Origin of the sequence: Mesorhizobium sp. LMG17149 (genome assembly GCF_024518695.1) — a bacterium.
Classification (GTDB): Bacteria; Pseudomonadota; Alphaproteobacteria; order Rhizobiales; family Rhizobiaceae; genus Mesorhizobium.
This window is the reverse complement of sequence record NZ_JANIFL010000007.1, coordinates 47343-61725: the sequence shown is the minus strand read 5'-3', so window position 1 is coordinate 61725 and position 14383 is coordinate 47343. Positions and strand designations below refer to the sequence as shown.

Below are 14383 nucleotides of genomic sequence, written 5' to 3'. Positions count from 1 at the left end.
CAACCGCTCCGCTTCTCCGATAATGCCAAGTGCTTACTAGGTGCGATGAGCCGGCCGCCGGCGGGACAGACGGCAACCCTTGCCATTCACCGGACGGGAACTGTGCATTTTTTCCAAAAGCAGGAACATACCTGCATCGCCCAAGTTAGACGTCGACGGCATTGGATCACGGATTCTTTCTCGCATTCTCCAGTCTGACAGAGTGCTCCATGATTCTTTGATGCTCGAACCAATGGGCAGGACAATGTACCGCTGTCAGCTTTTCTTATCTGCCTTTGGCCTGGTGTTGGCGGGTGGCCTGTCCCCACAGGGCCAAGCCATGGCACAGGCGCCCTGCCCGGCCCACCACGATAAGCTGCTCGCTGTCCTCAAGGCCAATGTGAAAGCGAGCGGCGGACCTGCCAACGGAGGCTTTGAGACCAACGAATGGGCGGCTGTCGTTGCCCGCGACGGCGCCGTGTGCGCGATCGCTTTCAGCGGTCCCACCGCCGATTCCCAATGGCCGGGCAGTCGCCTCGTCGCGGCAGAGAAGGCCAATACGGCCAATGGGCTCAGCTTGGCGCAAATGGCCCTATCGACGGCCAATCTCTACGCGGGGGCGCAACCTGGCGGGCCGCTTTTCGGCTTGCAGGAGACCAATCCGGTCAACCAGGCCGCAGCCTATGCGGGCGATCCCAAAACGTTCGGAAGCGCCAGCGATCCGCTCGTCGGCAAGCCGATTGGAGGCGTCGTTGTGTTTGGCGGCGGGCTTGCCCTCTATGACGGAAAGAGCATCGTCGGAGGCATCGGGGTCTCCGGAGATTCCTCATGCGCCGATCACAATGTCGCCTGGCGTGTTCGCGCGGCGCTCGGCCTCGACAAGGTTCCCGCCGGAGTCAATCCCAATCGCAAGGACGCCATCGTCTACGATCTGGATCCCGGCGGCAAAAGCGCCTCGGGCTGGGGCCATCCGCTTTGTGCCGGCACCGAGGCTGACATCGCGGCGGCGCTCGGCGCCGGGGTGGGAGGCTCGATCCACAAATGAAAGGCATGCTGCACCCGGCACAGGCGCGCGTTAACGAAGGACGAGGCGCCCGCGCATCGGCGACCGAGAATTCTTTTCGCACCTGCATACTCTCGGTGATGCTGCTGGCATGCGGCCCATTCCTGAGCGGTGCCTCGGAGCCGCCATCGGCGGCGGCTATTGCGCCGCCCGCCGCCGCCGCGCCACCCGATGACGGGCAATGGACTATGCCGGCCAAGAACTACGCGTCGACCCGCTTCAGCGACCTGACCGAGATCAACGAAGGCAACGTCAAGAACCTGCAGGTCGCCTTCACCTTCTCCACCGGCGTGAACAAGGGCCAGGAAGCAGCGCCGCTGGTTGTCGGCAACATCATGTATATCGTCACGCCCTTTCCCAACATCGTCTACGCGCTCGACCTTTCCAGGCCCGGCGCGCCGATGAAGTGGAAGTACGAGCCCAACCCCGAGCCGGCGGCACAAGGGGTGGCCTGCTGCGATGTCGTCAACCGCGGCGCGGCCTTCGCCGACGGGCGCATCTTCTTCAACACGCTGGACGGCCACACGATCGCCCTCGACGCCAACACAGGCAAACCAATCTGGAACGCTCATATCGGCAACATCAACATCGGCGAGACCATCACCATGGCTCCGCTGGTGGTGAAGGGCAAAGTTTTGGTCGGCAATTCCGGCGGCGAAATGGGCGTCCGCGGCTGGGTCAAGGCGCTGGATGCCGGAGACGGGCATATTGTCTGGACGGCTTATGGCACTGGACCCGACAAGGATGTGCTGATCGGCCCGGACTTCAAGCCCCACTATGACATGGACAAGGGCACAGACCTTGGCGTGACGACATGGCCGCCGGAAGCCTGGAAGATCGGCGGCGGCAATATGTGGGGCTGGATCTCCTACGATCCGGCCTTGAACTTGATCTTCCACGGCACAGGCAATCCAGGACCGTGGAATCCGGATTTGCGGCCCGGCGACAACAAATGGACGTCCGGTATTTTCGCGCGTGATCCCGATACCGGAGCGGCGAAGTGGTTCTATCAGTGGAGCCCGCATGACCTCCATGACTATGACGGGATCAACGAGCAGATCCTTCTGGACATGACCTGGCAAGGCAAGCCGCGCAAGGTCCTCGTCCGACCGGAACGCAACGGCTACCTCTATATCCTTGATCGAACCACTGGCGAGGTGTTGTCCGCCACAGCCTACGGTCCGGTTAATTCCAGCAAAGGCGTCGACCTGAAGACCGGCCGCCTGATTGCAAACCCCGACAAGAGAACCGGCACCGGCAAGGTGGTGCGAGACATTTGCCCGACAGCGTCCGGCCTCAAGGACTGGCAGCCATCGGCCTTTTCGCCGAGGACCGGCCTGCTCTACATCCCCCACAACAATCTCTGCATGGATGAAGAAGGCGTCGAGGTAAACTACATCGCAGGCACGCCCTATGTCGGCATGAACGTACGCATGATCCCCGGGCCGGGCGGCAATCGTGGTGCCTTCACCGCCTGGGATATTGCCGCCGCCAAGCCGGCCTGGGTCCTGAAGGAGAACTTTCCGGTGTGGAGCGGCACCGTCGTCACTGCCGGCGATGTCGTCTTTTACGGCACCATGGAAGGCTGGTTCAAGGCGGTCAGCGCCAGGACTGGCGATCTCCTTTGGCAATTCAAGACATCGTCCGGCATCATCGGCCAGCCGATAACCTATCGCGGCCCCGATGGGCACCAATATGTCGCAATTCTGTCAGGCGTCGGTGGCTGGGCCGGTGCCATCGTTTCCGGCGACCTCGACCCACGCGATGCCACCGCGGCACTTGGCTTCGTCAACGCGATGAAGGATCTAAAGAACGCTACCACGGTGGGAGGCACGCTTTATGTGTTCCGGCTGCCTTGATGGATTGGACTTGACCGTACGTCCGGCGCGAAAGGCGTTCCAACGGGTGGCGATCGGCATGGCCGGGCTCGCCTTGTTGCTCTTGCCGGCTATTGCTAGTCCACGTGAGTTGAGAGTGTGCGCCGACCCGAACAACATGCCGTTTTCCAACGCGGCCGGTCAAGGCTTCGAGAACAGGATCGCGGAAATTATCGCCACTGATCTCGGCGCCAAGCTGACGTATACTTGGTGGGCGCAGCGCCGTGGCTTCATCCGCAACACGCTGAAGGCAGGCCTTTGCGATCTCGTGCCCGGCACGCCTGCCAATCTCGAAATGCTGCGCACGACCACGCCTTATTACCGTTCGTCCTATGTCTTCGTGACCCGCCAGGACGGCCCGGACGTGGCCTCCTTCAACGACCCGCGGTTGCCAGGATTGCGTATCGGTGTTCAGCTCATCGGCGACGATGGCGCCAACTCGCCGCCTGTCCAGGCGCTCGGCCGCCGCGGCATCGTCGGGCACCTCATCGGCTACCCCGTCTATGGCGACTACTCCGCTCCCAACCCTCCGGCGCGCATCGTCGAAGCTGTTGCGAACGGCGAGATCGATCTTGCCGTGGTTTGGGGTCCGCTCGCCGGCTATTTCGCCCAGAGGCAAAAGGTGTCGCTCCGGATCACGCCGGTCACGCCTCGCATCGACGGACCGCAACTGCCGCTAATGTACGACATCTCAATGGGTGTTCGGCGCGAGGACGATGCGCTGCGTGGCGATGTGAATAGCGCGCTTGCCAGACACAAGGCCGAGATCGACGCGGTTCTGGCGCAATACGGCGTACCGCGTCTGGACATGGCCGGGAGTCCGGCGCGATGAGGCAGGCTCTGGCGATGTTACTGCCCTTGACGCTGGCCCTGGTCGCCTGCCAGCGCGAGGAGCGCGACACGCGACCGCAATCGGCGCTCGGCTCAGGTGAGCAGCCGACGCCCGTGACCACGTTGGAGCCGGGCGGACAGCGACCCTCCCCCACCGATAACAAGGCGGCGAGCTTCGAGGCCAACGCCTTCCACATGAGCGAGGGCAAACGCCTGTTCGGCTGGTTCAACTGCTCGGGCTGCCATGCCAATGGCGGTGGCGGCATGGGCCCGGCACTCATGGACGAGAAGTGGCTCTACGGCAGCTCGATCGAAAGCATCCACGCCACGATCCGCGACGGCAGGCCGAACGGGATGCCGAGCTTCGGCCAGAAGATACCCGATGACCAGATATGGGAGCTGGCGGCATATGTGCGTGCACTGGGCGGCAACGCGCCCTCCTCCGCCGCGCCGCAACGCAATGACGGCATGATGGTGCATCCCTCGGAAAACCGCCTGCCGGATGCCGCGACACTGGGCAAATCACCGTGAGGCGCCCGGCTTCGATGACCTTCGCTCTCTGTCTCCTGCTTCTGCAGGGATGCGCAGGCTGGCAGTCGGCGCTGGATCCGAAAGGCCCCGCAGCCGACGAGTTGGCTTGGCTGATCTGGTTCTTCACCGCGCTTTGCGCGGTTGTGTGGGTGCTGGTGATGATCGCGCTCGCAGCACCGCTGGTTATGCGATCGCGTCCCGGCGATGAACCCCTCTTACTCGACGAAGCGGCCGAACGCCGCAAGATGCGCGTGGTCGCGTCCGCCGTCGGACTGACCGCCATCATCCTGATCGGACTGACGCTGCTAAGCTTTTTCGCCAACAGGACGCTGGCTGCGATCGGCTCGGAGGCTGTGCTGACAATCAGGGTGACCGGGCACCAGTGGTGGTGGGAGTTGCGCTACGAGGATGCTACGCCGAGCCGCATCCTGACGACGGCAAACGAGATCCATATCCCTGCCGGCGAGCCGGTGCGGCTGCTATTGACCTCGACCGATGTGATCCATTCCTTCTGGATCCCGAGCTTGGCCGGCAAACTCGATCTTATCCCCGGCCACATGAACGTGCTGGATATCAAGGCGGACAAGCCGGGCGTCTACCGCGGTCAATGCGCTGAATTCTGCGGTGCGCAGCACGCCAATATGGGCACCTTCATCATCGCCGAGCCGCGCCCGAAATTCGATGCCTGGCTGAACGACCAGTTGCAGCCGGCCGGCGCGCCGGCGAGCGGCGAAGCCAAGGCCGGCGCGGACCTGTTCCTCAAACGCCCCTGCGTGATGTGCCATAGGATCGGGGGAACGCCGGCCGGCGGAACGGTGGCTCCCGACCTCACCCACATCGCCAGCCGGAAAACATTGGCGGCCGGAACGCTGACGATGAGCCGCGGCAATCTCGCCGCCTGGATAGCCGACCCGCAAGGCATCAAGCCGGGTTCCCACATGCCAGTGGCAGATCTCAACGGCGACGAGCTCAACGCAATCGTCGCTTATCTCGAGGGGCTGAAATGAGCAGCGCCGATGTCACAGGCGACCGCCACATCCCGGAACCAGACCCCGCCAAGGGCGACCTTGCTCCCGAACGTGACGGCCCCCGCGATACCGGCATGGATGATGCCAGCCTGCATCGCTGGCTCGAGCGCACCTGGCGGACGCCGTCCGGCATCGTCGGAGCGCTCTCGAGCGTCGATCACAAGGTGATCGCACGACGCTATTTGATCACCGCTTTCGTCTTCCTTGGTCTTGGCGGTCTCAACGCTGTCGCCATGCGTATCCAGCTTTCGGGACCTCAACGCGGCCTGATCGGGCCCGACCTCTACAACCAGCTGTTCACCATGCATGGCCTTACGATGATGTTTCTGTTCGCCGTGCCCATCGTGCAGGCGACCGGGATCTACCTGGTGCCGCTGATGGTTGGCACCCGCAACATCGCGTTTCCGCGCCTGAACGCGTTCAGCTATTGGATCTACGTCTCGGGCGGCGCTTTCGCCTGGGTGTCCTTCGCCCTCAACATGGCTCCTGATGTGGGCTGGTTCGCTTACGTGCCGCTGTCCGGCCCCGAATTCGCACCGGGCAAGCGCGCCGATGTCTGGGCGCAGATGATCACCTATACCGAAGTGTCGTCATTGGCCGTCGCTGTTGCGACCATCGTCACTGTGTTCAAACAGCGTGCCCCCGGCATGTCGCTGGACAAGATCCCACTCTATGTCTGGGCGATGCTGGTCACTTCCTTCGTCGTCGTCTTCGCGATGCCGGCGGTGATGATCACCTCGACTTTTCTGATCCTTGACCGCCTGGTCGGCACGCACATCTTCAACCCGGCGGAAGGTGGCGATGCTCTGCTGTTCCAACATCTCTTCTGGTTCTTCGGTCATCCGGAGGTTTACATCATCTTCCTGCCGGCGACGGGCATGGTGTCCGCGATCATTCCTGTTTTCGCCAGGCGACCGACATTCGGTCATCTCGGGCTGGTCCTGTCGCTGATCGCAGTCGGCTTCCTGTCGTTCGGGCTCTGGGTCCACCACATGTTCGCCACGGGATTGCCTAAGCTCGGCGCCAGTTTCTTCACCGCATCCAGCATGCTGATCGCCATTCCAAACGGCGTGCAGATCTTCTGCTGGCTTGCAACACTTTGGGACGGCCGGCCGGTGATCCGGACGCCATTGCTGTTCGTCTTCGGCTTCTTCTTCATCTTCGTCATCGGCGGGCTGACCGGTGTCATGCTCGCCTCTGTGCCACTGGATCTTCAGGTGCACGACACCTATTTCGTCGTCGCGCATTTCCATTACGTGCTGATCGGCGGCTCGGTGTTCCCGCTGCTTGGCGCGACTTATTTCTGGTTCCCGAAGATCACCGGCCGCATGATGAGCGAACGCCTCGGGCGGTGGCATTTCTGGCTGGCCTTCATCGGGTTCAATGCGGCCTTTTTCCCGATGCATCTCGTCGGCCTATGGGGCATGCCACGAAGGGTCTATACCTATCCGGCCGAGCTTGGCTGGGGCAACATCAACCTTTTCATCTCGGCAGGGGCGCTACTCTTCTTCCTGAGCTTTGTCCTGTTCACCTTCAATCTTGTGCATGGCGCGTTGAAAGGCACCCTGGCCGGCAACAATCCGTGGGACGCAGGAACCTTGGAGTGGGCAACATCCTCGCCGCCGCCGAGCTATAATTTCGCACGCATTCCCATCGTCACCCATATCGAGCCGCTCTGGGCCGAGCGGGAGGCGCTACCTGTAGCGACCGGGCTCCGCATCGATGCGCGCGAACTCCTCATCTCGACCGTGGCCGAAGCTTATCCCGATATTCGCGAGAAATCGGCCGCCCCTTCGATCTGGCCGCTTTTTGCGGCGCTAGCCGTCGGCGGCACGTTTCTCTATTCGATCTTCACGCCTTGGGCGATCGTCTGGGGCGCCGCGCCGATCGCCATCACGTTGATCGGTTGGTTCTGGCCCAAGGGCCATCCGGAGGACCAGGAATGAAGCAGCGCGCCGCCGCCGATCTTTCTGGCCTGCCGACCTTCGGGCACGGTCCGCGCAGCCCCACCTGGTGGGGCACGCTCGGCTTCATGGCGTTGGAAGGTACGGGTTTTGCGCTGGCAGCGGGCGCATATCTCTACCTTGCGCTGTCGTGGCCAGCATGGCGGCTTAGCGCACCGCAGCCGAACCATTGGCCCGGAACGATCGTGACGATTTTGTTTGTCGTCAGCCTTGTGCCCAACCACGTCCTCCACCGCCACGCCAAGCAATGCTCCATGGTTCCGGTGCGGATCGGCCTGGTGGTCATGTCGCTGCTCGGCATCGCTCCGCTCGTCGTGCGCTGGTTCGAATTCCCCGCCCTCAACATCTATTGGGACACCAACGCCTATGGATCGATGCTCTGGGTGCTGCTTGGCCTGCACACCACGCACCTCATAACCGATGTCGGCGACACCATCGTGCTGACAGTGCTGATGTTCACGCGCCACGGCTATAGCGGCCGGCGCTTCGGCGATGTCGGCGACAATGTCTTCTACTGGGATTTCGTGGTCCTGACCTGGATCCCGATCTACGTGCTCATCTATTGGGCGCCGAGGCTAGGCTGAGATGCGAGCGTTGCGGCTGGGAACGTCCTGGGGTGGTCTTCTGTCAGGTCCGCTGGCCTGGGCGGTCTCGACACAGCTGAATTATGCACTGGTGCCTTGGCAATGCAACCGTCAGGTGCCAGTCGTGCTTCCCGTGGCGCTGCTGCTCGTCTTGTTGTCGCTGCTCGGCGGGGCGCTGTCGTGGCGGGCGAAGCGGCGAGGCGGTGCCGCATTCAAGCCGGAGCGTACGCGCGGCACAGAGCGCTTCGTCGCCAATCTCGGGATGTTGTCGGCGTTGCTGTTTGCGCTTGTGATCCTCATGCAAGGCAGCGCGGCGCTGATCCTGGATGGGTGCCTGCGATGAACCTGGACGCGCTGTTCCCTACTTCCATCTGCTACGGCGCCGGCGCGCCTGGGGCCGGGTGGACGCTCGCGCTGCCCATCACCCTGCCACTCGCCGTGCTTGCCCTGATATATGTCGTTGGCGCTGGCCGGCTTTGGCGGCGCAGCAGCCGCGGCAGGACGTTGCGGCTGCGCCAGGCTCTGCTGTTCACGGCCGGATGGAGCGTGTTGACAGCCGCATTGGTCAGCCCGATTCATGTGCTCGGCGAGCAGGTCTTTGCGGCGCATATGATCGAGCATGAACTGCTGATGGCCGTGGCGGCGCCGCTGTTGGTCTCTGCCTGCCCGGCTGCGGCCTTGATGTGGGGCCTACCCATCCGGTTCCGGCGCATTCTGGGAATTGCCGGACACGCCAATTGGCTGAGGGTGGTCTGGGCCTTCGCAACGCGGCCGATCAGCGCGACCATTATCCACGGCATTGCTATATGGATTTGGCACATTCCGGTGTTGTTCGAGGCCGCGCTCGAACGCGGCGTACTGCACTATGCACAGCACGCGAGCTTCTTCGGAACAGGGCTGCTGTTCTGGTGGGTCCTCTTGCCGCGTCCCGGCCGCCAGCATGCCTATGGGAGCGCAGTGATGCACCTCTTTGTCACCTCGCTGCATACCGGGCTGCTCGGCGTTCTCCTGTTGCTCTCGCCACGCCTCTGGTACCCGGAGAACGCCGTGGGAGCGGCACTGTGGAATTTGAGCCCCCTGGAGGACCAGCAACTTGCCGGGCTGGTGATGTGGGTTCCGGCTGGATTGATATATGGCGGCGCAGCGCTGCTGCTGGCCGCGTTGTGGATCAAGGCGAGCGGAAGGAGGGAGGCGGCGCATGCGTACGAGCGTGTCTAAACTGCTTGCCGCCGTCATCGCCGCGCTGGTGCTGCTCGTCGCGGCCGTGGCCGGAATGACCTGGTGGTCCGATCGGGCCGCGCGCGTCCGCCACGAGGCGGAGGCGGCCACAGGCGGTGACACTGCGAGGGCCTTGCCGATCATGACTGCGAATGGCTGTTCCGGCTGCCATACGATTACGGGCGTGCCGGGCGCGCAAGGGCAGGTCGGTCCTCGCCTGGATGCCAGTCTTGCTGACCGCGTCTTTATCGGCGGCGGGCTGGCCAACAATCCAGAGAACCTGATCCGCTGGATACGATCGGCCAGGGAAATCAATCCGCACACCGCCATGCCGTCGACCCGGATTACAGAGCAGCAGGCGCGCGATATCGCGGCTTACCTCTACGCTCTGAAATGACTCGAGCGGTTCACCGTTTGAACAACAACGCCGGCCCTTCTGAAGAGACCGACTATCGTTGATCCAGGATCATTCAAGCTAGGTTTGACGCTGAGACGGATCGGAAATCCGTTCACGCACTGCATGCTCGGTTTTGTCTGCTGTGGACTTCACGACCTCGCCGAGCTGATCGGCCATCGTGCCTGCTTCCATATTTTGCCGCCCAGCTTCCTGCTTGATGGTCTCATAGGCGTCGGCGGCGACCTGCTTGGCTTCATCCAGACCCCTGTCGAGCATGGTTTCGGCGGTGTCGCGAAGCTTGTCGCCATAGGCGCCTAGTTGCTCATCCTCCGTTGCGGTATGGGGCAGCATTGCACCTATGGCGGCGCCGATGGCGAGACCGGCGGCCGCTACGGCCAAGGGTTGGTTCTCAAACAGTTCTTGGGCAGAGCGGGTGGTTTTCGCCGCCATCTCGCCGGTCACCGATCTTGCAGTGGCCGTGCTGCCCGTCAAACCCTCGGCGGCGTTGCTTGCCGCGCTCGAAACGGTATCGCTGACGCTGGTAGCAGCCGACGACAGCGATGAGGCGGCATCGGAAAGCGTGCTGCCAAGGCCTCCACGCTCCCCGTCATCATGTCGTCCCGGCGCCGAAGGCATGGAGTATCCAGCCGAACCGTGGGGGGTGTTTGAGGTACCGCTGCCGAACATCAGCCAAGCCAGACCTGCGCCCACCATGGTGACCGGCAAAGGATTGTCTCGGACCTGCGTTCTGAGATTGCTGAGCATGGCCGAGCTCTCCCCTCCCGAGAACAGCCCGGTGAACTCATCCAGCAATTGTCCGGGCGTCATCTTGCCTCGAATGGATTCGGCGGTCTCCATCACCCGGGCGCGGGCTGCCTCGGCCTCGCGTTCAAGTTCGGCTGCGGATTTCTCTTTCATCTCACCTGTTCCTTGATCACGCTCGCGTCGCGCTTAAGCTGTTCCTGGGTCCGGTCGGGGGTAAGTTCCGAAGGCGCCATGCTGGCCATCCCGGTCCGCAGCAGGATGACGCCGAGGACCGCCACGACCACACCGACCAGCAGGGAAGACCACCCCGCGCCTAGCCCTGCCCGCGTCAGTGCGATAACGAGTGCCTGCAGCAACACCAATAGCGCGGCGAGCAGGCAGATCGCGCCGCCCAGTACTTCCGCGGCACCTGCTCCGGCTTTGGCAAGCTTTTCAGAGAGCTCCGCCCGAAACAGCCTGGCCTCGGTTTGCACCAGAGTGGTGACATTCTGGGCCAAGTCGGTGATCAGTCCGGCAAGGCTGGGATTGTCCTGGGTGTTCATCTGTCCTGCTCCGCGTTCTGCGTGGCCCCATCATCGCCGACGAGGCCCGAATCCTGCGAACGATCAACGGACCAACCCTGTGCCTGATCGGTGTTTGATTTGAGGTCTCCCGCAGCATCCTGGAATTCTGGACCCGCCGGCGGAGAAGCCTTGATGAACCGCCCGAGAGCCAATCCGGCCAATACCGATCCGGCAAGCAGGACACCGGGATTTTGCCGGCCAAAGGACTGCACGTCCTCCAGGACCTGGCCGAACGGTTTCTGTTTCAATGACGATGAAAGCCGCTCCAAGCCACCGGCGGCATCCAATGCGAACTTCGATGCGTTCCTTTCATCGTTGTTGGCCAGATGGTCACTGGCCGCGCGCAGTGCGCCGCCCAGCGCCGCCAGACTCGATCCGATGTCGCGCTGAGCTTCCTCCGCCTTGTCGGAAATCGCATCCCTGGCTTCAGATGCATAATCGCCAGCCTTACGGGTCACCGTGTCACGCGCGTCGTGAAGCAACTCGCTGGCACGTTCTTGTTCCTGGCGAAGCCTGTCGGAAACGTCGCTTTTCGCCTTGTCGAAATCGGTGGGCTGTCCGCCCTGATCGTTCTCATGCTGCATGGACCACCTAGTGAAGACCGAGGAAGGAGAGGACCGCGAGCACGACAACGATAAGGCCGATAAGATAGATGACACTGTTCATGTGCACGTCCTCCGTGGCTTCCCAACTTCGTGGAACCTCCGATGTTCCACTAGGTGAAAGCATTTATGATCAGGCTGAAACGGAGAGCTCGTCAGGCACGCAACAATCAGGAATGAGCTGAGCTGCCCCTCGTGCGGAGCTTCAGTGGCTCGAGTACAAACCTTGTGCTCCCGACTGCGCACGGGTCGAGCGGAAGGCCGCCGGTTGCCTCGGCTTTGGCTGACCTTTGTCTATTCGGCTGTCCGCCTGTCGATCATCTGCTCGCTCTGGACGCCCGGCACGTCCCTGCGCTGTTGGACGCCTTCAACGAAGCGAGGATGAAGGCATAGAATACGTGCTGATGTTTCATTCTCCTGCGGGAAGGAGCAGAGATATTCAGTTCGCCCATGTCTTCGAACGCCGCGAGCGACTGCTGCATGGTGTCGTGTGCACGCGCTCCGACGGATTGTTCCGTCCGAGCAACACCTAAATCATGCAACCTTGGAAAACAGGGCGACGTCGCATCTGGCCAAGCCGTAGCGCCACCGATGATCGGTCGTGGCGACCCGGCTTTGGTAAAACAGCGAAAGTTGTCCCCCTTCGATCATCACGGTCGAGTGGCCGTTCTCTCCCGGCTGGCCTGGTTCCAGCACCGGTCCCATCGACACATAAGGTCCAGCAACATCATCGGCGATGGCAAAAAACACGCGTTGCCGGTTTCCCCGAAGGCCATTCGGGAGAAAGCAAGTGGCATTGAGAAGCACGCGGCCATCCGGCAATTCGACCAGTTGTGCGCCCTCTATCCCCCATTCGTAGTCGGGATCCTCTCTCGTGTTGTGGTGAGGAACTTCATTATGGTCGAGGATCTTGCCGATCCGCTTCCAAGGACCGAACCATGAATCGGATTGGCTACGCGCGAGATAGATGTCGGGCTGTGGCACCCTGGTGAATTTTGGCATGGCGGAATAGACGAGGTAGCGCTTGCCGCCAATAACTGCGGGATGCGGATCGTAAATGCCATCTTCCTCCGTGTCCGGGATGGCGAGGATTGCCGGGCTAAGAACCACCCAATGGAACCCGTCATTGGAAACCGCATGCTCGCAGCGGCCGCCAGACTTCATGAACTCAGTCTGGATGAACATGTGAAAGACGCCACTTTCGTGAATGACCCCCGGAGCCGCAACACCACTCCCATTGATGGGAAGCTCGATCGACTGATGCTCGGTCCACGGCCCATAAAGGTCCGGCGCCGTGGCATGCAGGATCCTCCACGTCTCGCTGGTCACCGTACCGCTCGAGCCGAAGACGTGCCACAGGCTGCCATCAAAGACGGGGCACGGGTCCTTGAGATCATCCACGCTTTGCGGATGAAACAGCGGAAAAACGTTGGTTGAAAAGTCGATCTTCATATCAGCCCCGGAATTCGCCTGGCACGGACTCGCCAGTGATGCGGGCGAATCAACTTGATGTCCTGCATATTTTATAGCGAGCGACCTCAACGCAAATACGGCAAGCCCGTTCTCCACCGGCATTCCCCCGTCGCCACGCTTTCAAAGCCCGGCGACGCGTTTGGCCGTTCTCAGCTCCGCGGAAATATCGTCGCATTCGTCGTCTGAGCGGTGACTGAGAGCTCTTCACTTCACCTTGGAACAACTCACGCGGTGGAAAGTTAGGAGCTGGTACCGAAGTCTATTTCTCCTCCATCTGCGATTAACAAATGTTAGTCGCAGCATAAATTAAAGATTACAGGAAGGAAAATCTCAATGGAAGCAGCCTTGGGCAGGGTGTCCGCCAGTAAACACGCTGGCAGGGAAAATCTACCGGTTTGCTTCTCCCACTTGCGTTGGAATTTCGTCCACCAACGCCCGCAGCATATTCTCACTCTTGCATCCATGCAGCAGAGAGTGATCTACTTTGAAGAGCCTCTTTTTGAAGAACTGCCACAGCCGCTGATGCGGACGAGCGAGGCATCGCCAAACATTCTAATTGTGACACCAGTGCTTCCGCTCGGCGCGTCGGCCGCGAAATCAGATGCCGTCCAGCGGAGATTTGTTCAGCAGATCATAGCTTCAATGCCGCACAGCCGGCTGATCGCCTGGTACTACACGCCGATGGCTCTTCGCTTCACGGAGTTCCTGGACCCAGACATATGCGTCTACGACTGCATGGACGAACTCTCCGCCTTCAAGAATGCGCCGCCCGAACTGGCGCAGATGGAAAAGGAACTTCTGCGCCGCGCCGATCTCGTTTTCACCGGTGGCCTGAGCCTGTTCGAGACCAAGCGCCGCCTGCATCAGGCCATTTACCCCTTTCCGAGCAGCATCGATGTGAAACACTTTCACAAGGCAAGGCTGCCAGGAAAGGACCCCATCGATCAGGCCGGCATTCCTCACCCGAGGGTGGGGTATTTCGGCGTCATCGACGAGCGGCTGGACGTCGACCTCGTGGCGCTAGCAGCGCGGACCATGCCGGACGTGCATTTCGTCATGATCGGCCCCGTTGTCAAAATCGATCCTGCAATCCTGCCGAAGGCCGACAACCTGCATTGGTTGGACGCGAAGGCCTACTGCGACCTGCCCGATTATCTGCGCCATTGGGATGCCGGGTGGATGCCGTTTGCGCTCAACGAAGCGACCCGGTTCATCAGCCCAACCAAGACGCCAGAGTTTCTGGCGGCGGGTCTGCCGGTGATCTCGACGGCAATCGTTGACGTTGTGCGCAGCTACGGCGCTGCTGGGCTGGTGGAGATCGCCGACGGTGACGACTTGGACAGCAAGCTGCGCTCCCTGCTTTTGCGACCGCGCGAGATGCTGCTGCCGCAAGTCGATGCCTATCTGGCTGACATGTCGTGGGAAAGAACATGGAAGGCCATGGCCGCTCACATTGAGGGCGCCTACCGACGCAAGAAGGTCGTCCCGCTCCGCAGGAGCGCATAGCC

The 14383-nt window shown here is 61.7% G+C and carries 15 protein-coding genes; 11 read left to right on the top strand and 4 right to left on the bottom strand.

Annotated elements, in window-relative coordinates:
• The first annotated feature begins 79 nt into the window (after positions 1 to 79).
• Genes NP945_RS17750 through NP945_RS17705 form a run of 10 tightly spaced genes read left to right on the top strand, consistent with a single transcriptional unit; the run spans position 80 to position 9472 of the window.
• Entirely contained in the window at positions 80 to 1024 is a 945-nt protein-coding gene (locus NP945_RS17750; RefSeq protein WP_372337977.1) for a heme-binding protein, read from the top strand.
• Complete coding sequence (locus tag NP945_RS17745; protein WP_306283211.1) at positions 1021 to 2901, top strand: methanol/ethanol family PQQ-dependent dehydrogenase; 1881 nt, start codon at positions 1021 to 1023, stop codon at positions 2899 to 2901. Before NP945_RS17750 ends, NP945_RS17745 begins: the two co-directional genes overlap by 4 nt.
• Before the next feature lie 58 nt (positions 2902 to 2959).
• The gene (locus NP945_RS17740; RefSeq protein ID WP_256747094.1) at positions 2960 to 3751 is read left to right on the top strand and encodes a substrate-binding domain-containing protein; all 792 of its coding nucleotides are present in this window, start codon (positions 2960 to 2962) and stop codon (positions 3749 to 3751) included.
• On the top strand, positions 3748 to 4281 hold the full coding sequence (locus tag NP945_RS17735; RefSeq protein WP_127268117.1) for a c-type cytochrome: 534 nt from the start codon (positions 3748 to 3750) through the stop codon (positions 4279 to 4281). The genes NP945_RS17740 and NP945_RS17735 overlap by 4 nt, the downstream gene beginning before the upstream one ends.
• 14 nt (positions 4282 to 4295) lie before the next feature.
• Positions 4296 to 5288, top strand: a complete 993-nt coding sequence (coxB, locus tag NP945_RS17730; protein WP_127331652.1) for a cytochrome c oxidase subunit II — start codon at positions 4296 to 4298, stop codon at positions 5286 to 5288.
• Complete coding sequence (ctaD, locus tag NP945_RS17725; protein WP_256747093.1) at positions 5285 to 7255, top strand: cytochrome c oxidase subunit I; 1971 nt, start codon at positions 5285 to 5287, stop codon at positions 7253 to 7255. The genes coxB and ctaD overlap by 4 nt, the downstream gene beginning before the upstream one ends.
• A complete protein-coding gene (locus NP945_RS17720; protein ID WP_127331648.1) occupies positions 7252 to 7857 on the top strand; it encodes a cytochrome c oxidase subunit 3 in 606 nt (201 codons plus the stop codon). Before ctaD ends, NP945_RS17720 begins: the two co-directional genes overlap by 4 nt.
• 1 nt (position 7858) lies before the next feature.
• Positions 7859 to 8200, top strand: coding sequence for a hypothetical protein (locus NP945_RS17715; protein WP_127318943.1), 342 nt, complete (start codon positions 7859 to 7861; stop codon positions 8198 to 8200).
• Entirely contained in the window at positions 8197 to 9075 is an 879-nt protein-coding gene (locus NP945_RS17710; RefSeq protein ID WP_127331646.1) for a cytochrome c oxidase assembly protein, read from the top strand. Before NP945_RS17715 ends, NP945_RS17710 begins: the two co-directional genes overlap by 4 nt.
• Positions 9056 to 9472, top strand: coding sequence for a cytochrome c family protein (locus NP945_RS17705; RefSeq protein WP_127268124.1), 417 nt, complete (start codon positions 9056 to 9058; stop codon positions 9470 to 9472). The genes NP945_RS17710 and NP945_RS17705 overlap by 20 nt, the downstream gene beginning before the upstream one ends.
• Before the next feature lie 78 nt (positions 9473 to 9550).
• On the opposite strand, the gene NP945_RS17700 is transcribed toward NP945_RS17705, so the two are convergent.
• The 4 genes from NP945_RS17700 to NP945_RS17685 form a co-directional block, all read right to left on the bottom strand.
• The gene (locus NP945_RS17700) at positions 9551 to 10390 is read right to left on the bottom strand and encodes a hypothetical protein (protein WP_256747092.1); all 840 of its coding nucleotides are present in this window, start codon (positions 10388 to 10390) and stop codon (positions 9551 to 9553) included.
• Positions 10387 to 10779 carry a phage holin family protein gene (locus tag NP945_RS17695; protein WP_128307165.1) on the bottom strand — a complete coding sequence of 131 codons (393 nt, stop codon included), beginning with the start codon at positions 10777 to 10779 and terminating at the stop codon, positions 10387 to 10389. The genes NP945_RS17700 and NP945_RS17695 overlap by 4 nt, the downstream gene beginning before the upstream one ends.
• Positions 10776 to 11384 (bottom strand): hypothetical protein, encoded by a 609-nt coding sequence (locus NP945_RS17690; RefSeq protein ID WP_256747091.1) that lies wholly within the window; start codon positions 11382 to 11384, stop codon positions 10776 to 10778. Before NP945_RS17690 ends, NP945_RS17695 begins: the two co-directional genes overlap by 4 nt.
• 552 nt (positions 11385 to 11936) lie before the next feature.
• Complete coding sequence (locus NP945_RS17685) at positions 11937 to 12854, bottom strand: hypothetical protein (RefSeq protein ID WP_164898456.1); 918 nt, start codon at positions 12852 to 12854, stop codon at positions 11937 to 11939.
• 354 nt (positions 12855 to 13208) lie between these two features.
• On the opposite strand from NP945_RS17685, the gene NP945_RS17680 reads away from it, so the two are divergent.
• Entirely contained in the window at positions 13209 to 14381 is a 1173-nt protein-coding gene (locus NP945_RS17680; RefSeq protein ID WP_256747090.1) for a glycosyltransferase family 1 protein, read from the top strand.
• The last annotated feature ends 2 nt before the right edge of the window (positions 14382 to 14383 follow it).